Here is an 18,268-nt window from a genome sequence, read left to right as displayed (position 1 = left end):
GGCCGCTTCTCAGGCCTCGACGGGCGCCTTCACGGCCAGCACCGCGACGGGCGCACCGAGCAGCACGTCCTGCGCGTTGCTGCCGAGCACCAGCTTCCCGACGCGCGACCGCCGACGCAGCCCGAGCACGATGAGGTCGACGTCCTGCTCGTCGGCGACCTGCAGGATCGCCTCCGCGGGGGTCGCCGTGTCGACGGGCGCGTGGACGGTCGCGACCAGCCCCGACGCACGCAGCGGGCCGGCCACGGCCTCGGCCCGTGCGCGTGCTGCCTCGAGGTCTGTCGCGAAGCTGCGGCTCGCCTGCGCATCGTTCGGGCTGGCCACGTGGACGACGAGGTGCAGTTCACCGTCGCGGCGTCGGACCTCGTCGGCCGCAGCGTCCACCGCCGCCCGTCCCTCGGGCGTGTCGAGCACCCCCACCAGTACCTTCATGGCACACCTCGTCCCGTGACCTGCCGGGCACCGATCAGGACAGCCGCTCGAACAGTGCGGCCATGCCCTGACCACCGCCGATGCACATGGTCTCCAGCCCGTAGCGACCCTCGCGCCGGTCGAGTTCGCGCAGCAACGTGGTCAGGATCCGCACCCCGGTCGCACCCACGGGGTGACCGAGCGAGATCCCGGAACCGTTGGGGTTGAACCGCTCGTCACCGATCGGGTCGAGCTTCCATTCGTCGGTCACCGCCAGCACCTGCGCGGCGAAGGCCTCGTTCAACTCGATCACGTCCAGGTCGGCCAGGGACAGTCCGGCCCGCCCCAACGCCTGGGCGGTGGCGGGCACGGGCCCGATCCCCATCGTCCGCGGCGGCACCCCCGCGACCGCCCAGGTCACGAGCCGCGCCAGCGGCCGCAGGCCCAGCGTCGCGGCCCGCTCCGGCGTGGTCACGACGCAGACCGCAGCGCCGTCGTTCTGCCCCGAGGCGTTGCCGGCCGTGACCGTCGCACCCTCGTCCTGGCGGCCCATGATCGGCTTGAGCTTCGCCAGCGCCTCCAGGGTCGTGTCCGCGCGCGGGTGCTCGTCGGTGTCGACGAGGACCGGATCACCCTTCCGCTGGGGAATCTCGACCGGCACGAGCTCCTCGGCGAAGCGACCGTCCTGCTGGGCGGCGACGGCCCGCTGGTGCGACCGCAACGCCAGCTCGTCCTGCCGCTGCCGCTCGATGCTGCGCTCACGGCGCAGGTTCTCGGCCGTCTCCAACATCCCGCCGGGCACCGGATGATGCTCGCCGCCCGCGGTGACACGAGCTCTGGCCAGCCGGTCCGACAGCTCGACGCCGCCGGCCTTGACGCCCCAGCGGATGCGGTCGGTGTAGAACTCGACCTGGCTCATCGACTCCGCGCCACCGGCCAGCACGACCTCGGCGATGCCGGTCTGCACCCGCATCGCGGCGTCCACCACCGCCTGCAACCCGGACCCGCACCGGCGATCCACCTGCAGGCCCGGCACCTCGACCGGCAGGCCGGCGTCGAGGGCCGCGACCCGACCGATCGCCGGCGCCTCGCCACCCGGATAGCCCTGCCCGAACACCACGTCGTCGATCGCCTCGGGATCGAGACCCGTGCGCTCCAGGAGCGCGCGGACGACCGTGGCGGCCAGCTGCTGCGCCGGTACGTCTCGCAACACACCCCCGAAACGGCCGACGGGCGTCCGCAGCGGTTCGCAGATGACGGCGTCACGCATGAAGGTCTCCTGGAGCGTGTGTGCGGGAGAGGAAGTCGGTGACCAGCCGGGTGAAGGTCACCGGCTGCTCGAGGTTGGCCAGGTGCCCGGCGCCGGGCAGTTCGACGTAGTCGCCGTCACGGAGGTGGGCTCGCAGCTCCCGGGCATCGTCCGGGGGCGTGGCCTCGTCGGCCGTGCCCACCACGACCAGGCACGGTGCGGTCACCTCGCCAACGACACTCCGCAGGTCCGCGGCAGCCAGGGCATCGCAGCTGGCCGCATAGCCCTCGGGATCCGCACGGCGAAGTCCGGCCTCGACCGCGGCCAGTGCCGGGGCGCCCGACGCGCGGAAGTCCGGGCTGAAGAAGCGTCCGAGGACGAGGTCGACGACCGCGTCCATGCCCTGGGCGCGAACGACGGCGGCGCGTCGCCGCCAGCCCTCCTCGGTCCCCACGCGCGCGGCCGTGTCGGCGAGCACGACCCGGTCGACGCGGTCGGGCGCGTGGACCGCCAACCACAGGGCGACGACGCCGCCCAGTGACAGGCCGCAGACGTCCGCCCGCTGGACGTTGTTGGCGTCGAGGACGGCGAGCGCGTCCTGCCCGAGCTGATCGATCGTGTAGGGCCCGTCCGGGACCCCGGAGCGACCGTGGCCGCGCTGGTCGTAGCGCACCACGCGCCACCGCTCGGACCAGTCGGCGACCTGGGCGTCCCAACTCGTCAGGTCGGTACCGAGCGAATTGATCGCCAGCAGGGGCGGGGCCTCGGGCGGTCCGTCGACCCGGGTGTGCAGGTCGACGCCTTCCGGCGTCCGGATCGTCCGTTCGCTCATGCCGGGTCCAGGGACGTCCGGATGCGGTCGTGGGCGGCCAGGGCGCGGTCCACGAGTGGTCCGGCCAGGGCGGTGACGGCGGCCGGCTCGAGCGCGGCGGCCAACTCCTCTGGCGAAACGGCGGCGTGGACGCGGGCGTCGGCGGCGGCGACCTCGACCAGCGCACGTCCCTCGTCGACGGCCCGTACGGCGAGCTCACCGGCGAGAGCCTGTGCGTCACGTCGTCCGTGGGCGGGGACGAGCACCGTGGACAGGGCCTCGGACGCGGTCAGTCCGTGGTTCGCCGCGAGGTTGTCCCGCATCCGTGAGCCGTCGACGTCGAGGTCGACTAGGGCCGCGGACACCCGGACGACCGCACCGGCCGTGCGCACCAGGGCGGACGGCAGGGCCACCCATTCGGCCTGCCAGGCGCCGGCGGCGCGTTCGAGCTCGTGGTTCGCTGCTGCCGCCAGCAGCACCTGGGCCTCGCCCTGCGCCAGGCGGGCCGCGGCGCGCGCCCCCGTGGCGTGCACGGGGTTGCGCTTGTGCGGCATCGCCGACGACCCGGGTCCTGCGGCCGCGCCCTCGGCGACCTCGCCGATCTCGTTCTGCGCGAGCAGCACGAGATCGGTCGCCACCGTCCCCACGACGGCGGCCACCGCCGACAGCGCGCCCGCCAGTTCGGCGATGCGGTCCCGCTCCGCGTGCCAGGGCAGCTCCGGCACCGTCAGCCGGAGCTCGTCCGCCAGCGCATCGACGACGGCGTCGGCACGCTCGCCCCAGACCGCACGGGTGCCGGCCGCACCACCGAGCTGGACCACGAGCAGACGCGGCCGGAGCGCAGCCAACTGCTGTCGACGGCGGTCGAGCGCACCGACCCAACGGGCCGCGAGCAGGCCGAAGGTCGTCGGTACCGCCTGTTGACCGAGCGTCCGCCCCGCCATCACGGTGTCGCGGTGCTGGCGGGCGAGGACGGCGGCGTGCTCCGCGACCGCGGCCAGCCGACCGTCGAGGAGGTCGAGGGCGTCGCGCAACTGCAGCACCGTCGCCGTGTCGACCACGTCCTGGCTGGTCGCGCCGTGGTGCAGCCAGGACGCTGCCAGCGGGTCGGCCTGCTCGACGAGCGCGGCCACCAGCGGGATCACGGGCGTCGGCGCCCGAGCCGCCTGCCGCGCCAGGGCGACGAGGTCCACCCGATCCGGGTCGCACGCGCGGGCGATCGCTTCGCCGGCCTCTGCCGGCACGACCCCGGCGGTCGCGAGCGCCCGGCCGAGCGCCGCCTCCACCTCGACCATCCGGCGGACGCGTGCCGGCCAACCGACGGCCGCGGCCACCTCGGCGTCGCCGAGACCGGCTTCCAGCAGGCCGTCGGACCAGCCGTGGTCAGCTGCCGGCATGGGCCTGCTCCGTGCGTTCGTGCAGGTCGCGCAGCACCCGGAGCTCCTCGTCGCTCGGCGGCGGGGTGGTCGCCACCTCGTCGGCGAAGCGGACCGGCCAGCCCGTCGCCTCGGCCACCTGTTCACGGGTGACGCCCTCGTGCAGTGACGTGACCACGAGCTCGCGGGTCTGCGCGTCGGGTGCCAGCAGGCACAGGTCGGTGATGACCAGCACCGGACCGGCGGTCGTGAGCCCGGCCGCACGCCGGGCGTCGGGCCCGCTGCCGTGCCCGAGGGAGGTGACGAAGTCGACCGCGTCGACGAAGGTCCGAGGCGAGTGCTTGGCCGTGATCAGCACCTCGCCACACGAGCCGGCGATCTCCGGCGCACCACCACCGCCGGGCAGGCGCACCTTCGGACGGTCGTACTCACCGATGACCGTGGTGTTGATGTTCGCGAAACGGTCGATCTGCGCGCCGCCGAGGAAACCCTTGGAGATGCGCCCGCCCTGGAGCCAGTACTGGAACATCTCCACGACCGGCACGGTGGTCAACGCGGTCTCGCACAGCTCACCGTCGCCGATGGACAGTGGGAGCACCTCAGGCCGCGTCTGCAGCGTGCCCGACTCGTAGATGAGCACGATGTCGGGCGCGTGGGTGAGCCGGGCGAGGTTGCAGGCGGCCGACGGCGCACCGATGCCGACGAAGCAGACGTCGTCGTTGCGCAGTGCGCGGGCCGCCGCGACCGTCATCAGCTCGTCGGAGGTGTAGGCGCTCATCCCGACGCTCCTCTCGGGCCGATCATGCCGGCCGCCAGCACGTGCTCGTCGATCCAGGCCTCGAACGTCTCGCGTTCTCGCGAGATCGCGTCCCATGCGCGGTAGAAGGCGTTGTCCCGGTCGTAGTAGCCGTGCGCGTACGACGGTGCGGCGCCGCGGGGTGCGACCGCCACCGCGTCGACGGCCCACGACGGCAGGATGACGGAGTTCGGGCTGGGTGCGGCGAGGTCGTCGACGACCTCCTCGACTGTGACGACCGACCGTCGGGCCGCCAGGACGGCTTCCTTCTGCACCCCCACGATGCCCTCGACGAGCACGTTGCCCTGCCGGTCGGCCCGCTGGGCGTGGACGATGCTGACGTCGGGCCGGTGCGCGGGCACGGCCGCGAGTTCCTCGCCGGTGAACGGGCACGTGACCGTGCGGATGTTGGGATTCACGCGCCGCAGGTCGGAACCTGCGTAGCCGCGCAGCATCGCGAACGGCAGGCCGGCGGCACCGGCGTGGAAGGCGGCGGCCATGGCCGCGTGGCTGTGCTCCTCGAGCTCGAGCCGGTTCGGCCAGCCGTGCTCGACCGCGTCGCGCAGGCGGTGCAGGGAGCCCACCCCGGGGTTGCCACCCCACGAGAACACCAGCTTGCTGGCGCAGCCGGCACCGATGAGCTGGTCGTAGATCAGGTCCGGCGTCATCCGGATCAGGGTCAGGCCGCGCCGGCCCTGCCGGATGATCTCGTGCCCGGCGGCGAACGGGATGAGGTGTGTGAAGCCTTCCATCGCGACCGTGTCGCCATCGCGCACGTGCGTGGCGATGGCGTCGGCGAGGGAGACGATGTCGGCCATGGGGCATCGCTCCTCAGGCGTCGAAGAAGACGGTCTCGTCCTCGCCCTGGAGGACCACGTCGAACCGGTAGCGGGGCAGGCCGTCCTGCTCACCGTCCGGCCGGGCGAGCAGCGTGTGCCGCCGTTCGGGCGGGATGCCGGCGAGCACCGGGTCGGCGTCGTTGGCGGCCGCACCCTCGAAGTAGATGCGGGTGTGCAGGTGACTGAGCAGGCCGCGGGCGAAGATCTGCACGTTCAGGTGGGGGGCCTGCACCGTGCCGTCACGTCCCGGGACGGTGCCCGGCATCACGGTCGCGACCGCGAACTGGCCGGTCTCCTTCGCGGTGGCGACGCGGCCGAAGCCGATGAAGGAGCTCGGCACGTCGGCCGACCGACCGTCGGCGGGGTGGCGGTAGCGACCGCCGCCGTCGGCCTGCCACACCTCGATCATCGCGTCGCACACGAGGTCGCCCGCGCCGTCGCGGACGGTGCCGTGCACGACGATCGCCTGGCCGGCCTGCCCGTCGGGATCGAGACGGTCGATCGGCTCCTCGGTGAGCGCGTAGTGGAAGAACGGCCCGACGGTCTGCGACGGGGTCTGCGGCAGCAACTCGGGGGTCGGTTCGGTCGCGCTCATGCCAGTGCTCCTGCGCCGCCGGCCTCGAAGGGGGTCGCGTCGGGACCACGCAGGACGATGTCGAAGCGGTAGCCGAGCGCCCACTCCTCCTGGGTGATCGAGTGGTCGTAGTCGCCGATCAGCCGGTGCCAGTGCTCCCTCGGGATCGAGCCCATGATCGGGTCGAGCTCGTGGAGGGGATCGCCGGGGAAGTACATCTGAGTGATCAGTCGCGTCACCAGCGCCGGTCCGAAGAGCGAGAAGTGGATGTGGGCGGGCCGCCAGGCGTTGGGATGGTTGCGCCACGGATAGGCGCCCGGCTTGATGGTCAGGAACCGGTAGGTGCCGTCCTCGTCGGTCAGGCACCGGCCGCGGCCGATGAAGTTGGGGTCGATCGGGGCCGGATGCTGATCACCCTCGTGGATGTAGCGGCCGGCCGCGTTGCACTGCCAGATCTCGACCAGCGTGTTCGGTTGCGGTGTGCCGTCCTCGTCGACGACGCGACCGGTCACGATGATCCGCTCACCCATCGCCTCGGCACCGGTGCCGGCGTTGGTCGTCAGGTCCGCGTCCTCCGGCAGGACGTCCGCGAGCGCCGGCCCGGGCCCGGTCACCTCCGACAACGTGTGCTCGAGCGGCACCGGCGGCTGCTTCGGATGCCGGGTGCGGGTCGAGCCGTAGTCGGGATGGTCCAGCGGCGGGTTCGCCCCCGCGTCGCGTGGGCGGTAGCGGGCGTCGGTCGAGCTCACGATGCTCCCTCGTCGTCGGCGGATCCCGCTCCCAGGACCCGCTTGAGCGCTGCGAACGCGGTGTTGGCGGCCGGGACCCCGGCATAGAGCGCGACGTGCAGCAGCACCTCGCGGATCTGCTCGGGGGTGGCGCCCGTGTTGCGGCTGGCCCGCAGGTGCATCTCGAACTCGCGCTCGTGTCCGAGTGCGGCGAGCAGGGCCAGCGTCACCAGGCTGCGGGTGGGGCGATCCAGCTCCTCGCGGCCCCAGACGTCCGCCCACGCCGCCCCGGTGATGTAGTCCTGGAACGGCGCGTCCAGATCGGTGGTCGCCGCGACGGCCCGGTCCACGTGCTCGTCACCCAGGACCGCACGTCGCACCCGCATCCCGTGCTCAGCGCGCTGGTCGGTCACGGTGGAGCCTTCGTGTCCCGCGGATCTCGCCTCGTCACCCTTGTTCCGTCGATGACCGCCGTGCTAGCGTTGCGTTCGCACTGCGAACCTATGTTCACGGAACGAACGTCATGCAAGCAGTCACCTCGCGAGGTGTCAACCGGCCCGGCGCCCGATGAGCGAGTCGGTCCGGTCGTTCGAGCGCGGGTTGCGCGTGATCCGCAGCTTCACCGCCGAGGCCCCCGAACAGACCCTGGCGCAGGTCGCCCGCGCCACCGACCTGAACCGGGCCACGGCCCGACGGTTCCTGATGACCCTCGAGGAACTCGGCTACGTGCGGCGGGTCGGCGACCGGTTCGCCCTGAGCCCGCGTGTCCTGGACCTCGGCTACGCCTACGTGTCCTCGTTCGGCGTCCCCCAGTTGGCGCTGCCGTACCTGGAGAAGCTGAGCGAGCAGGTCAACGAGGCCTCCTCCGTCGGCGTCCTGGACGACACCGAGGTCGTCTACGTGGCGCGCGTGCCGGCGAAGCGCGTGATGACGGTGTCGATCGGGCTCGGCACGCGGTTCCCCGCCTACCGCACCTCGCTCGGGCGAGCCCTGCTCGCGGCGCTGCCCGACGACGAAGTGGCCGCGATCTTCGACCGCAGCGACCGTCGCGAGCCGACCCCACGGACCGTCACGGGTCTCGAGGCACTACGGGCGCGGCTGGCGGAGGTCCGCGAACGGGGCTATGCGCTGGTCGACCAGGAACTCGAGCTCGGCGTGCGCTCGATCGCGGCACCGCTGCGGGATGCGACCGGCCGCACCGTGGCCGCCGTCAACGTGAGCACCCACGTCAACCGCACCGGCAAGCAGGAACTGCAGCAGCGGTTCGTGCCCGCGCTCCTGCGCGCGGTGGCCGACATCGAACACGCGCTGGCGAACCGTCCGACCTGACCGGCCGCCGGATCCTGGAGGTAGTCATGAGCGAGCGAACGCACCGCACGCAGGTCGCGATCATCGGTGGCGGGCCCGCCGGGTCGCTGCTGTCGCACCTGCTGCGCCGGCACGGCGTGGAATCCGTCGTCCTGGAGCGGCGCAGCCGCGACTACGTCCTGTCCCGCATCCGCGCCGGCGTCCTGGAGCACGGCAGCGTGCAGACCCTGACCGAGGCGGGACTCGGCGAGCGACTCCATCGCGAAGGCTTCGAGCACGAGGGCGTCTACCTCGCGTTCGGTGGCCGCCGACTGCGCATCGACTTCACCGCCCTCACGGGGCGCTCGGTGACGGTGTACGGGCAGACCGAGGTGCAGCACGACCTGTACGACGCCGTCGAAGCGCACGACGGCGCCATCGTCTTCGAGGCCGAGGACGTCGCTCTGCACGACGTCGACGGTGACCGGCCGGTGGTGACCTACACCAAGGACGGCGTCGAACACCGGCTGGAGGCCGACTGGATCGCCGGCTGCGACGGCTACCACGGCCCGTCCCGTGCGGCCATCCCCGCCCACGTGCTGACCACCTACGAACGCGTCTACCCGTTCGGCTGGCTCGGGATCCTGTCGCGGACGCCGCCCGTGTCCGACGAGTTGATCTACGCCAACCACGAGCGCGGCTTCGCGCTGTGTTCCATGCGCAACGAGAACCTGTCGCGCTACTACGTCCAGGCACCGCTCGAGGACTCCCCCGACGACTGGTCAGACGACCGCTTCTGGTCCGAGCTCGTCGCCCGACTCCCGCAGGAGACGACCGAGAAGCTGGTGACCGGCCCGTCGATCGAGAAGTCGATCGCCCCCCTACGCAGCTTCGTCGCCGAACCGATGCGCTACGGCCGGCTGCTGCTGGCGGGCGACGCCGCCCACATCGTGCCGCCCACGGGCGCCAAGGGCCTGAACCTGGCCATGAGCGACGTGGTCTACCTCTGGCGGGCGCTGGTCGACCACTACGCCTCGGGCACCACCACCGGCCTGGACGAGTACTCCGCCACCGCGCTGCGGCGGGTGTGGAAGGCCGTGCGGTTCTCCTGGTGGATGACCACCGTCATGCACCGGTTCCCCGACACCGACGCGTTCGACTTCCAACTCCAGCAGGCCGAGCTCGAACTGCTCGAGGACCTCGAGGTGGCACGCGCCAACCTCGCCGAGAACTACGTCGGGCTCCCGATCTGACTGCTGGCCGGCGTCGGAAAACTGTGGCAGAATCGTATTGGCCGTCACGTGATTGACGCGTATCTGGCGGTCGAGGGAGAACGCACATGGTGATGCCCGCCGACGCCGGCCCCAGCGAGCTCGATCCGCTGGCGCCCGAGGACCTGACCTCGGCACACGAGGAGTTCGCCCGGCTGCGGCAGACCTGCCCGGTCGCGCACAGCGACGCGTTCGGCGGCTTTTGGGCGATGCTCCGGCACGACGACGTCGTCGCGGCCTTGACCGCACCGGAGACCTACATCACTTCGGTCCAGAACGTCGTCCCCAAGGTCGCGTTCACCGGTCGGCGCCCTCCGCTGCACCTCGACCCGCCGGAGCACACCCCCTACCGTCAGGTCATCAACCGGTTCTTCACCCCCGAGCAGGTGCGCCGGTTCGAGCCGACGGTCCAGCGCATCGCCGCCGAACTGCTGGCCCCGTACGTCGCCGCCGGCGGCGGCGACCTGTGCGACGCCTTTACGCACCGCTACCCGGGCCACGTGTTCGCCGAGTTCTTCCGGCTGCCGGTCGACCTCGGCCTGCAGATCCGCGAGGTCACCGCCCGCTACAACCGGGCACTGCAGGAGGCACGCGACGAGCTCGTTAAGTCCACGAGCATCGAGCTGTACGAGATCGCGCGCGAGATCATCCGCATGCGCACCGAACAGCCACTGCCGATCGACGAGGACCTGACGAGCGCCCTGCTCGCCAAGGAGTGGCAGGGCGAACCGCTGCCGTCCGACCTGGTGCTCGGGACGATCCGGCAGATGATCGTCGTCGGCATGATCGCGCCGAGCGTCTTTATCGGCACCATGTTCGCCCACCTGGCCCAGCACCCTGAGCTGCAGCAGCAGCTGCGCGAGGACCGCGCGCTGCTGCCGGCCGCGATCGAGGAGTACCTGCGGTTGTTCACGCCCTACCGGGGCTTCGCACGCACGGCGACCCGTCAGGTGACCGTCCGCGGCCGCACCATCGAGCCGGGCGAACCGATAGCGCTCGTCTACGCCTCGGCCAACCGTGACGAGGACGTGTTCGACGACCCGGACATGTTCGTGCTGAACCGTCCGAACATCGACCGGCACATCGCCTTCGGGCTGGGACCCCACCGGTGTGCCGGCGAGTCGCTGGCACGCCTGATGCTGCAGACCGCGCTCGAGGAGCTGCTCACGACCACCCGGAGCATCGAACTCGACGGCGAGGTGACGATGACCCGCTGGCCCGAGTGGGGCACCCTCGGCGTGCCGCTCCGCGTCGAACCGGCCTGACCGACCGCGCGGCGGCTGTCGACGAAGAGGTCGACAGCCGCCGCGTCACCAAGCGGCCGGGTTCAGTTCACCCAGGGCACGTAGCCACCGATGTGCCTGCCGTCCCACGGCCGCAGGAACTGCTGCGGCGCAGGGCGGAAGAACGCGGCCGTGCCCAAATCCAGCGGCGAGCCGGCGTCGAGCCGCGCCGCCAGGTCGTTCAATCCGGACGGGCTCGCAGCAGCGGCCCACCGCCCCGTCTCGATCCGCTCGACGAGCGTCAGCACCGCAGCCAGACGCTCGGCCTGGGTGAAGCTGCAGTGTCCGGCCCGTTCGACCCACGCCTGACGGAGCAGGGCGTTGGCGCCGGCGGCACGGAACGCCTGGGCGTAGGCGTCGTCGAATGCCGTGGACTCGGAACGGTCACCGGCCGTGTGGAGCGTCAGGACGGGACGACCCCCGGTGTCCCCGGTGTAGGCGACGTTGTCCTCGGCCCAGGCGACCGCATCCGGATCCGCAGCCACACGGGGCGCCTCGGCCAGGACGTCGAGATCGGCGTTCAGGTCGAGTCCGGCCGCTCGGTAGACGCGGTCGACCAGCGGTCGTCCGCCGGAACGGGCCAGTGCCTGTCGGTAGTCGACCCCGTGGTTCCACGAGATGTTGCCGCCGGCAACCGACTCGATCGTGGCCCGGATGCTGGGCCGCACGAAGAGCTGGAAGGTGGCGATCTGGTGCTCGAGCTGGAGGTCGAAGTCGCGGGCCTCCGGCTGTGGCATCGCCGGGTCGGCGAACGTCGCCATCTGTCCAACGGCGGCCGCCAGGGCGAGCCGGGCGCGTCCCTCGGGGGTCGAGGCGGCCTCCTCGACCAGCGCGTTCCAGGCGGCGGTGGCCGCGTTGGCGTTGCCGATCCCGACCAACTCGAGGCCGTCGTCACCGTCGGCGAGCAGCGTCTTGGCGACGAAGGCTGCGTCGAGCTTCTGGTTCCAGCCGGCCACGACACCGGCACCGCCGCCACAGAACGCGACGGTCCCGTCCACACGCTCGGGAGCGGCCTCGACCGCAGCTCGCGCCGTGAACCCGCCGAGCGAGCTTCCGGTGACGACGGTTCGCCGTGGCGCCCCGAACTCCTCGGTGAAGAGGTCCGCCGCCGACAGCAGCGCGGCCACGCTCGACTGCACGCGATCGAGAGTCGGCAGTCGGCTCGTCCCACCGATCGCGTACCCCGCGTCGAGCAGCCACCGGTTCGCACCGGTCGGCGTGGGTGGGACGCTGCCACCCACGAAGCCCATGAAGTCCGGGTCGAGCAGCAGCGTGCCGTTCCAGTCGGGCGGACGGATGAACCCGTAGCGGGTTCCGTCCGGCAGGACGCCCGCGACGCCGGATTCCGAGGCGGTCTGCGCGCTGGCCGGCGCGGCGACCGCGAGCGGTATCAGTGCGAGCGCGACGGCGATGCCCGCCGTCAGGGCGACGCGTAGGCGTCCGAAGATCGAGGGGTGTTCGACGTGCGTTCCCATGGCTCTCCCATCCGTGTTCCCGGCCCCGCTCCAGGTCTTGCTCCAGGTCGTGCTCCCGGCTCTCGCTCCCGGGCCGTGCTCTCAGGTCTCGGCCCACCCCCTAGAGGTAGGGGTCGTGCTCGCCAGTGGCGAGGTCCTCGACGAACCGCGTGAGCGCGGCGGTGACGGCGGGGGCGTTGGTCGAGCCCATGTTGTCGACCGGAAGCTGCAGCGTCGGGATGCCCGCCGCTCGTAGGTCGGCCACGACGAACGGATCGGCGTCGTCGATCGCCACGGCACCGTCGACGCCGTGCGTGCGCGCCTCCTTCACGTGCCACGGGCCGGCCCACCCCGGCAAGCGCAGCTCGTCACCCATCGTGAGGAAGCGGGCCGCCAGGGCGCGCAGCGGATCGTGGTCGCCGACGTAGCGCAGGTAGCCGTCGGCGGCGAGACCGAGGTACATGGACCACACGAAGACGGCACCGTGGCTGGCCTCGAGCTGCTGGTAGAAGCCGAGGTCACCCCACAGCCCGCGCCCCGCCCACAGCAGGCGCAGCCGCTCGCCGTCACAGGCCACCTGCCCCGCCTCGACGCGGGCGCGGACCTCTTCGTGAAGAGCGGCGGCGGCGTCGCGTCCCCACGTCGACCCCCGGTGCCACTGGGGCACCATCGTCGCGGGCATGGTGTCTGCGACCGACACCGGCGCCGGCCTGGTGCGGGCGATCAGGTCGCGTGTCGCCCGGTAGTGCTCGGCCTGCTCGTTGACGAGATCCATGACCGCCCGGAGACGGTCCGGGTCGAACCGCCGGCCCGTCCGTCGCTCGAGCCGACCGACGGCCGCGCGGAGCTCCCCCTCGAGCAGGTCGAGCCGGACCGGCTCGAGGACGTCGTACCAGTGGTGCGGTAGCAGGTCCCACCACGGCTCGTCGACCGACCCCCGCACGTCGGTGGAGCGCTCGAAGGCCAGGAACTCCGCGCCCGTCTCCCCCGCCCAGGCGTCGTAGAGGTCGTAGGTGGCCGGAGTCCCCAGGGTGGCCTCGACGACGTCGGGTGTCGGCAGCCCGCCCCACGGCGCCTCGTCGTCGGGTCCGACGACCGCGGCCGCCAAGCCCTGCGCGCTGTAGGGCTCGACGTCGGTCGGGTAGCCGCGGGCGGCCAGAGCCCGGGCGTAGCGTCCCGTCGCCTGCTTCGCCGCGACGATCGACGACCACCACTGCGTGACCACGTACGGCACATCCATCGCCCGCAGGATCTCCTGCGGTGCGTCCGCGCCGACGACCACGAAGGGATCGCCGTCCTCCACCCGCCGCCGCAGGTCGGCGAACCACTGCCGCTGATGGGTCCCGGCGTCCTCGCCGCTGGCCAGCACGGCCCGACGACGTCGGCCCGGCGCGCGCCGGACGGGTGCAGGGGCCCAACCGACGACCGGCGGGCTGCCGTTGCCGCGCGCGGCGGCCTCGAGTTGCCCGGCCGCCTCGGCGTCCACGCCTCCGGCGACGTCGTCGAGGTGGAGGACGACCACGGACGTCGCGGTGCCGGCGAGCGCGTCGACCAGCCAGGGCACCAGCCACGGTCCCGACTCGTCGACCGGCGACGTCACGTGCACCAGCAGGTGGCTGTCACGATCTCGGGCGATGTCGGCCAGCCACAGGGCCCGGGACCGGCCCGCCGTGCGCCCGGACGGGGAGTCGGCGAGCTGCCAGCGGCGGGCCAGCACCTCCCACGGATCGGACACGCCGTCGCCCCCGCCGGCGAACATTCTCAGGGTCGCGGCCGTCGGCTCGTCCCCGACGACCCGGTAGCCGAGCCGGGCCAGGTCGTCGAGGAGCCGGGGGCCGAACGGCGCGCCCGAGAGGAACACCCGCGTCGCGTCCGGCGCCCCGACATCGTCCCTGGAGCGGGCGGCGTCGCGGGCCGCGAGCGCGCCGGCCTCGGCCGTCTCCTGCTCGATGGCCCGGGCCAGGGCCGTGTCGGTCGGACGGACGCCCGTGAGGGTCCCGAGCCAGGCGCCCGCCGCCTGCAGTCGGCGCCGGTTGTAGTGCGTGGTCGTCGGGTGCGGCAGCGTCAGCAGGTCGAGGAAGTGCAGGGGCGGCAGCCGGCCGGGCTCCCGACGCGCGAGCTCGCGCAGGATCGCGAACGCCCGTGGCATCGGGGCGGGGCCGTGGCCGAGCAGCAGTCCGGCAACGTCGCCGGCGTCGGCCAGTCCCAGCAGGTGGTCGACGACCGCCTCGGCGTCGGGGAGGGTCGGCGCGGACCGTGCGGTCGCAGCAGCCGCCCATCCTCCGGCGAGCGACGGCCCGCCGAGGACCTCGAGTGGCGTCACGCCGGCGGCGACGGGCAGAGCGCGGGGAAGCCGTTCGCCCACGACCGCGACGACGGGGAGGTCGGGCTCCGGCACGGTGACGGGGGACGGCGACGTCATCGGCGCTCAGCCCGTGTCGGGTCGGCGACGACGCTGGCGTCGGCCCGGCCGGCAACACCCCGTCCCCGTCTCAGGATCGCGAGCAGGCCGGCGAGGCCGCTGCAGGCGGCCATCGTCCACCACGCAGCACCCGGGTCTGCCGTCTTCTCGACCAACCCGAACAACGCCGGACCCGCGCTGATGCCGACCGCCGCACCGGCCTGGAGCCAGCCGGTCGCGCGGGCGACACGTCCGGGGTTCGCACGTGCGACCGCGAACATCATCAACCCCGTGTAGCTCCAGCCGAGCCCGTAGGCGAGCAGCAGACCGACGACCGCCGCGGCCCGGCCACCGGCCCCGAGCAGCCCGAAACCCACCGCACCGGCGAGCAGCAGCGCCCCGGCGATGGCGATCGCGGAGTCCCCACGTCGGTCCGCGACGGCGCCGACGAGGACCCGCGAACATAGCGAGACCACGGCCGCCGTGGCGTAGATGGTGCCGGCGGCGGCCTCGGACCAGCCGCTGCGCACGAGGCTCAGCACGCCGAAGGTGGCCAGGCTCGAGACCCCGAACCCGGCGAGCGCGGCGACGGCCAGCAGCCGCACGAGGCGGGCGTTCAACACATGGCGCGACGGTGGAGCGGCACCGACGGCCAGCCGTCCACCGACCTCGGGCGGCGGACGCAGCCCCCACGCGGCGGCCGGGAAGACGACGAAGGCGCTCAGCACCACCCGCCACGAGACCCCGGCGGCGAGCGACAATCCGGCCCCCGCGAGCAGCGACGCCATAGGGATCGAGCTCTGTTTGATACCGAACTGCGTGGCCGCACTCGCGCCGGACAGGGCCGAGCTCAATGCCAGGGACGAGACCGTGAGCCCGAAGCCGTGGACCACGCCCGCGGCCGTCATCGCCGCGAGCAGGGCGGCCGGGGTGGGGGCCACGGCGATCGCAACGAGCACGAGCAGCGAACCGGCCGCCGACACCTGCACGCCGCGGCCGCCACCGAGGCGGTCGGCCAGCCGCCCGCCGAGCGGGGCCGTCACCGAGGAGAGCGCGAAGAACGCCGTCGTGGCGATGCCGAGCAGCTGCGGGGTGAGGCCGGGCAGGTCGACGACGATGCGTGGGTAGAGCGCCGGGACCGCAATGGCCGGCGCCGCGCCGCTAATCGACACCAGCATGCTCACCGGCAGCGGGGAACGCCCGGCGACACCACCACGCCCGTGTCGCTGCAACCTCGCCTCCCGCCACTCCCGCGACCGAAATCTTTGACACAAAAGTGGACCCCCGTCAAGTTTTTGCTTTATGATCGGTGGTCGAGGCGGGAGACTCGCGATGACGAACACCAATGGCAGCGCGGACCGGGCACGGGAGCGGCACGACCTCGACCCACTCGCCCCCGAGACGTTCACCAGCGCGCACAAGCTCTACCGGGAGATGCGGCGGACCTGCCCGGTCGCCCGCAGTCAGAGCTACGACGGCTTCTGGGCGCTGCTCCGCTACGAGGACGTCACGCGCGTCCTGCGCGACGTGGACGGGTTCACGACGTCGGTGCAGAACACGGTCCCGAAGTTCGCCTTCACTGGGCGACGGCCACCGCTGCACTTCGACCCGCCGGAGCACACCGCCTACCGGCGCATCATCAATCGGTTCTTCACCCGCGAGAAGATGGCCCAGCTCGAACCCGTCGTCCGCACCTTCGCCGTCGACCTGCTCGACCGGCTGATCCAGGGCGAGACTTTCGACATCGCCGTCGACTACGCCCAGAAGTTCCCGGCGCACGTGTTCGCCGCGTTCTTCAACCTGCCGCGTGAGCTGTCGGAGCTGATCAAGGAGGTCAGCGCCGCCTACGTCGCCGCCATCCAGGTCGTCGACGACGAGCAGGTGAAGCGGCTCAGCCGCCGCCTGTACGAGATCGCCGCCGAGGTGATCGAGGAACGTCGTCGCGCGCCCATGGACCCGGCCGACGACCTCACGACGGCGCTGCTCGCCGGCGAGTTCGAAGGCGAGCCCCTGCCCCCCGACCTGGTGCTCGGCTGTGTCCGCCAGCTGCTGGTCACCGGCATGGTGGCCCCCAGCGTCTTCATCGGCACGATGTTCGTCCACCTCGCACAGGACCTCGAATTGCAGCGTCAGCTACGTGAAGACCTGAGTCTGGTGCCGGCCGCCGTGGAGGAGTTCCTGCGCCTGTACACGCCCTACCGGGGCATGGCACGGACCTCGCGCGAGGACGTCGTGATCGGCGACACCCTGATCCGCAAGGACGAACCGATCTCGCTGGTCTACACGTCGGCCAACCGCGACGAGGCCGTGTTCGAGGACGGCGAGGAGTTCCGCCTGCACCGTCCGAACCTCAAGGACCACATCGCATTCGGTGCCGGCACCCACACCTGCCCGGGCGCGCCCCTGGCGCGGATGATGTTCACCATCACCCTCGAGGAGGCGCTGCGCCGCAGCTCCCACTTCGAGCGCAACGGCGAGATCGTGATGGCCAAGTGGGCCGAATGGGGCACCAACTCCGTGCCGATGCGCTTCGTCGCCCGCGCCGCGACCTAACCCGCCCAGGCCGCGGCCGGAGCAACTCAGGCCGCGGGCGTCCCCGCGTCCAGCACGCGGACGTGCTGCGGGGCGACGGACAGCCACACGTCGGTGTCGGACTGCCACGAGTCCGAGTCCGCGCTCCAGGTCCGGAACCGCCGGTCGCCGACCTGCACCAGGTACTCGGTGTGGGAGCCGACGAACATCGACGCCTGCACCCGTGCCCGCCAACGGTTGACCGTGTCGGGCTCCTCCAGGGTGAGTCGGCAGCGTTCCGGACGCCACAGCGCCGCCACCTCGGTGCCGGCGTCCAGCGACGTGGGCGAGGGGACGCCGACGACCGCGCCGAGCGCGGTCTCGACCACGACCTCGTCGGCCGAACGCTCGCGCAGGGTGCCGACCAGCTCGTTGGTCGTGCCGATGAAGTTGGCCACGTACCGGGTCGACGGGCGTTCGTAGACCTCCCGCGGCGGCGCGAACTGCTCGACGCGGCCGTTGCGCAGCACCGCGATGCGGTGCGCAAGCTCCATCGCCTCGACCTGGTCGTGGGTGACGAACACGGCCGAGAAGCCGAGCTCGCGCTGCATCGTCACGAGCTCGACGCGCAGCTGTTCGCGCACCTTGGCGTCGACGTTGGACAGCGGCTCGTCGAACAGCACCAGGCCGTCACCGTTGACCAGTGCGCGGGCCAGGGCGACGCGCTGCTGCTGACCGCCACTCATCTGGTTGGGGTACTGCCGTTCGAGTTCGGGGATGCCGACCAGTTCGAGCACACGACGGACGCGCCGGGCGATCTCGTCCTTGCCGACCTTGCCGCCGCGCTTGCTCTCGAGCGGGTAGGCGACGTTCTGGAACGCGGTCATGTGCGGCCACAGGGCGTAGGACTGGAAGATCATGCTCAGTTCGCGGCGCTCGGGCGGCACCTCGATGCCCGACGCGCCGGAGAAGTTCATCCGGCCGTGGATCTTGATCTCGCCGCCGTCCGGGCGCTCGAGACCGGCGATGCTGCGCAGCAGGGTGGTCTTCCCGCAGCCGCTGGGGCCGAGGAGCACGATGAAGTCGCCGGGCGCGACGTCGAGGTCGACGCCGTCGATGGCGTTCACGATCGAGCCGTCGGCGCGCTGGAACCGCTTGGTCAGTCCGCGGACACGAACGACCGGCGCGTCCTCGCCGGCGGCCGGTGCCCCGTCGAGGTGGACGTCGTCGGTGTCGTGGGTCATGGTCGCTCCCGCTGGCCGCTTGCCGATTCGCCG

At 72.2% G+C, this 18,268-nt stretch carries 17 protein-coding genes; 4 read left to right on the top strand and 13 right to left on the bottom strand.

Annotation, left to right across the window (positions count from 1 at the left end):
• Positions 1-9: 9 nt before the first annotated feature.
• From ACERM0_RS08525 to pcaC, 9 genes are read right to left on the bottom strand one after another with little or no spacing between them, the layout of a single operon-like run.
• Positions 10-432 carry a universal stress protein gene (locus ACERM0_RS08525; RefSeq protein WP_373678150.1) on the bottom strand — a complete coding sequence of 141 codons (423 nt, stop codon included), beginning with the start codon at positions 430-432 and terminating at the stop codon, positions 10-12.
• Positions 433-466: 34 nt separating this feature from the next.
• Positions 467-1,681 (bottom strand): acetyl-CoA C-acetyltransferase, encoded by a 1,215-nt coding sequence (locus ACERM0_RS08520; RefSeq protein ID WP_373678149.1) that lies wholly within the window; start codon positions 1,679-1,681, stop codon positions 467-469.
• The gene (gene pcaD, locus ACERM0_RS08515; protein ID WP_373678148.1) at positions 1,674-2,492 is read right to left on the bottom strand and encodes a 3-oxoadipate enol-lactonase; all 819 of its coding nucleotides are present in this window, start codon (positions 2,490-2,492) and stop codon (positions 1,674-1,676) included. Before pcaD ends, ACERM0_RS08520 begins: the two co-directional genes overlap by 8 nt.
• Positions 2,489-3,868: a lyase family protein gene (locus tag ACERM0_RS08510; RefSeq protein ID WP_373678147.1), complete on the bottom strand. Its 1,380-nt coding sequence runs from the start codon at positions 3,866-3,868 to the stop codon at positions 2,489-2,491. Before ACERM0_RS08510 ends, pcaD begins: the two co-directional genes overlap by 4 nt.
• Complete coding sequence (locus ACERM0_RS08505) at positions 3,855-4,625, bottom strand: CoA-transferase subunit beta (RefSeq protein ID WP_373678146.1); 771 nt, start codon at positions 4,623-4,625, stop codon at positions 3,855-3,857. The genes ACERM0_RS08510 and ACERM0_RS08505 overlap by 14 nt, the downstream gene beginning before the upstream one ends.
• The gene (locus ACERM0_RS08500) at positions 4,622-5,461 is read right to left on the bottom strand and encodes a CoA transferase subunit A (protein WP_373678145.1); all 840 of its coding nucleotides are present in this window, start codon (positions 5,459-5,461) and stop codon (positions 4,622-4,624) included. The genes ACERM0_RS08505 and ACERM0_RS08500 overlap by 4 nt, the downstream gene beginning before the upstream one ends.
• A 13-nt stretch (positions 5,462-5,474) precedes the next feature.
• Complete coding sequence (pcaG, locus tag ACERM0_RS08495) at positions 5,475-6,077, bottom strand: protocatechuate 3,4-dioxygenase subunit alpha (protein ID WP_373678144.1); 603 nt, start codon at positions 6,075-6,077, stop codon at positions 5,475-5,477.
• Complete coding sequence (gene pcaH, locus ACERM0_RS08490) at positions 6,074-6,805, bottom strand: protocatechuate 3,4-dioxygenase subunit beta (RefSeq protein WP_373678143.1); 732 nt, start codon at positions 6,803-6,805, stop codon at positions 6,074-6,076. The genes pcaG and pcaH overlap by 4 nt, the downstream gene beginning before the upstream one ends.
• Positions 6,802-7,197 (bottom strand): 4-carboxymuconolactone decarboxylase, encoded by a 396-nt coding sequence (gene pcaC, locus ACERM0_RS08485; protein WP_373678142.1) that lies wholly within the window; start codon positions 7,195-7,197, stop codon positions 6,802-6,804. The genes pcaH and pcaC overlap by 4 nt, the downstream gene beginning before the upstream one ends.
• 154 nt (positions 7,198-7,351) lie before the next feature.
• On the opposite strand from pcaC, the gene ACERM0_RS08480 reads away from it, so the two are divergent.
• The 3 genes from ACERM0_RS08480 to ACERM0_RS08470 all read left to right on the top strand — a co-directional run bounded on the left by ACERM0_RS08480 (position 7,352) and on the right by ACERM0_RS08470 (position 10,607).
• A complete protein-coding gene (locus ACERM0_RS08480) occupies positions 7,352-8,113 on the top strand; it encodes an IclR family transcriptional regulator C-terminal domain-containing protein (protein ID WP_373678141.1) in 762 nt (253 codons plus the stop codon).
• Positions 8,114-8,139: 26 nt separating this feature from the next.
• On the top strand, positions 8,140-9,324 hold the full coding sequence (gene pobA, locus ACERM0_RS08475; protein WP_373678140.1) for a 4-hydroxybenzoate 3-monooxygenase: 1,185 nt from the start codon (positions 8,140-8,142) through the stop codon (positions 9,322-9,324).
• 86 nt (positions 9,325-9,410) lie between these two features.
• Positions 9,411-10,607, top strand: a complete 1,197-nt coding sequence (locus ACERM0_RS08470; protein WP_373678139.1) for a cytochrome P450 — start codon at positions 9,411-9,413, stop codon at positions 10,605-10,607.
• A 62-nt stretch (positions 10,608-10,669) separates the two neighbouring features.
• On the opposite strand, the gene ACERM0_RS08465 is transcribed toward ACERM0_RS08470, so the two are convergent.
• From ACERM0_RS08465 to ACERM0_RS08455, 3 genes are all read right to left on the bottom strand, one after another.
• Positions 10,670-12,100, bottom strand: coding sequence for a hypothetical protein (locus tag ACERM0_RS08465; RefSeq protein WP_373678138.1), 1,431 nt, complete (start codon positions 12,098-12,100; stop codon positions 10,670-10,672).
• Between the two features lie 100 nt (positions 12,101-12,200).
• The gene (locus ACERM0_RS08460; RefSeq protein ID WP_373678137.1) at positions 12,201-14,501 is read right to left on the bottom strand and encodes a 2-hydroxyacyl-CoA dehydratase; all 2,301 of its coding nucleotides are present in this window, start codon (positions 14,499-14,501) and stop codon (positions 12,201-12,203) included.
• Entirely contained in the window at positions 14,498-15,658 is a 1,161-nt protein-coding gene (locus tag ACERM0_RS08455) for an MFS transporter (protein WP_373678136.1), read from the bottom strand. Before ACERM0_RS08455 ends, ACERM0_RS08460 begins: the two co-directional genes overlap by 4 nt.
• A gap of 154 nt (positions 15,659-15,812) precedes the next feature.
• On the opposite strand from ACERM0_RS08455, the gene ACERM0_RS08450 reads away from it, so the two are divergent.
• Positions 15,813-17,033, top strand: coding sequence for a cytochrome P450 (locus tag ACERM0_RS08450; RefSeq protein ID WP_373678135.1), 1,221 nt, complete (start codon positions 15,813-15,815; stop codon positions 17,031-17,033).
• Positions 17,034-17,059: 26 nt separating this feature from the next.
• Here the strand turns inward: ACERM0_RS08450 and ACERM0_RS08445 are convergent, their stop codons facing one another.
• Entirely contained in the window at positions 17,060-18,235 is a 1,176-nt protein-coding gene (locus ACERM0_RS08445) for an ABC transporter ATP-binding protein (protein ID WP_373678134.1), read from the bottom strand.
• Between the last annotated feature and the right edge of the window lie 33 nt (positions 18,236-18,268).

The organism is Egicoccus sp. AB-alg2 (assembly GCF_041821065.1).
Classification (GTDB): Bacteria; Actinomycetota; Nitriliruptoria; order Nitriliruptorales; family Nitriliruptoraceae; genus Egicoccus.
The sequence above is the reverse complement of the archived record's forward strand: the minus strand, read 5'-3'. Positions and strand labels throughout refer to the sequence as shown.

What these genes read in the sequence shown, in the direction of transcription:
- ACERM0_RS08460 (WP_373678137.1), bottom strand. Translation starts at nt 14,501, where the DNA reads ATGACGTCGCCGTCCCCCGTCACCGTGCCGGAGCCCGACCTCCCCGTC.
- ACERM0_RS08520 (WP_373678149.1), bottom strand. Translation starts at nt 1,681, where the DNA reads ATGCGTGACGCCGTCATCTGCGAACCGCTGCGGACGCCCGTCGGCCGT.
- pcaD (WP_373678148.1), bottom strand. Translation starts at nt 2,492, where the DNA reads ATGAGCGAACGGACGATCCGGACGCCGGAAGGCGTCGACCTGCACACC.
- ACERM0_RS08505 (WP_373678146.1), bottom strand. Translation starts at nt 4,625, where the DNA reads ATGAGCGCCTACACCTCCGACGAGCTGATGACGGTCGCGGCGGCCCGC.
- ACERM0_RS08455 (WP_373678136.1), bottom strand. Translation starts at nt 15,658, where the DNA reads ATGCTGGTGTCGATTAGCGGCGCGGCGCCGGCCATTGCGGTCCCGGCG.
- ACERM0_RS08525 (WP_373678150.1), bottom strand. Translation starts at nt 432, where the DNA reads ATGAAGGTACTGGTGGGGGTGCTCGACACGCCCGAGGGACGGGCGGCG.
- ACERM0_RS08500 (WP_373678145.1), bottom strand. Translation starts at nt 5,461, where the DNA reads ATGGCCGACATCGTCTCCCTCGCCGACGCCATCGCCACGCACGTGCGC.
- ACERM0_RS08450 (WP_373678135.1), top strand. Translation starts at nt 15,813, where the DNA reads ATGACGAACACCAATGGCAGCGCGGACCGGGCACGGGAGCGGCACGAC.
- ACERM0_RS08445 (WP_373678134.1), bottom strand. Translation starts at nt 18,235, where the DNA reads ATGACCCACGACACCGACGACGTCCACCTCGACGGGGCACCGGCCGCC.
- ACERM0_RS08510 (WP_373678147.1), bottom strand. Translation starts at nt 3,868, where the DNA reads ATGCCGGCAGCTGACCACGGCTGGTCCGACGGCCTGCTGGAAGCCGGT.
- ACERM0_RS08465 (WP_373678138.1), bottom strand. Translation starts at nt 12,100, where the DNA reads ATGGGAACGCACGTCGAACACCCCTCGATCTTCGGACGCCTACGCGTC.
- ACERM0_RS08470 (WP_373678139.1), top strand. Translation starts at nt 9,411, where the DNA reads ATGGTGATGCCCGCCGACGCCGGCCCCAGCGAGCTCGATCCGCTGGCG.
- pobA (WP_373678140.1), top strand. Translation starts at nt 8,140, where the DNA reads ATGAGCGAGCGAACGCACCGCACGCAGGTCGCGATCATCGGTGGCGGG.
- pcaG (WP_373678144.1), bottom strand. Translation starts at nt 6,077, where the DNA reads ATGAGCGCGACCGAACCGACCCCCGAGTTGCTGCCGCAGACCCCGTCG.
- ACERM0_RS08480 (WP_373678141.1), top strand. Translation starts at nt 7,352, where the DNA reads ATGAGCGAGTCGGTCCGGTCGTTCGAGCGCGGGTTGCGCGTGATCCGC.